Origin of the sequence: Cysteiniphilum halobium (assembly GCF_003574425.1) — a bacterium.
In the GTDB taxonomy this organism is placed as follows: Bacteria; Pseudomonadota; Gammaproteobacteria; order Francisellales; family Francisellaceae; genus Caedibacter; species Caedibacter halobius.
The window spans coordinates 1-634 of the sequence record NZ_QLIU01000013.1 but is presented as its reverse complement, the minus strand read 5'-3'; the positions used below and the strand labels follow the sequence as shown (position 1 = coordinate 634).

Annotated in this window: 1 protein-coding gene; it reads left to right on the top strand. The window is 28.2% G+C overall.

Annotated features, from left to right (window positions below; genetic code table 11):
- The first annotated feature begins 377 nt into the window (after window positions 1-377).
- Complete coding sequence (locus DNK85_RS12625; protein ID WP_119328125.1) at window positions 378-596, top strand: hypothetical protein; 219 nt, start codon at window positions 378-380, stop codon at window positions 594-596.
- The last annotated feature ends 38 nt before the right edge of the window (window positions 597-634 follow it).

The window sequence follows — 634 nt, the reverse complement described above, 5'->3', positions numbered from 1 at the left end:
GAGAGAAAAAAGAAAAAGAAGAAGAAATAGAAAAAGATAGTAAGAAGGAAAAAGAGAAAAAAGAAGAAAAGGAAAAGAAAAAAAAAAAAAAGAAGTAATAAAGAGTGAAAAAAAAAAAAAAAAAAAAAAAAAAAAAAAAGAGAAAAAAAAAAAGGGAGAAAGGAAGAAAGAAAAAGGGAAACAAAAAAGGAAAAAAAAAGGAGAAAAGAAAGAAAAAAAAAAGAAGGAGGAGAAGAAGGGAAAAAAAAAGAAAAAAACGAAAAAGAAAGAGAAAGATAATCAGAAGTAAATGATGGAAAAAAAAAAAGGGAAGTAAAGAAAAAGAAAAAGAAAATAAGCGCTGGGGAAAAAAGGAAGGTATACAGAAAGATAACTGGTTGAAGAGAAAAAAAAAAAAAAGGAAGAAAAAGAAGAGAAGAAGAAGAAGGAGAGAAAGTAGGAAAGAGAAGAAGGGAGAAGAGGTAAAGAAGAAGAAAAAGAAAAAGAAGAAGGAAAAAGAAAGAAAAAAGGAGAAAAAAAAAAAAAAAGAAGGGAAAAAAATAGAAAGAAGGAGAAAAAAAAGAAGAGAAAGAGAGGGGAGAAGAGAAGAGAGGTAGAGGGATAGAATGGGGAGAAAAAGGAGGTGGGAAAAAAG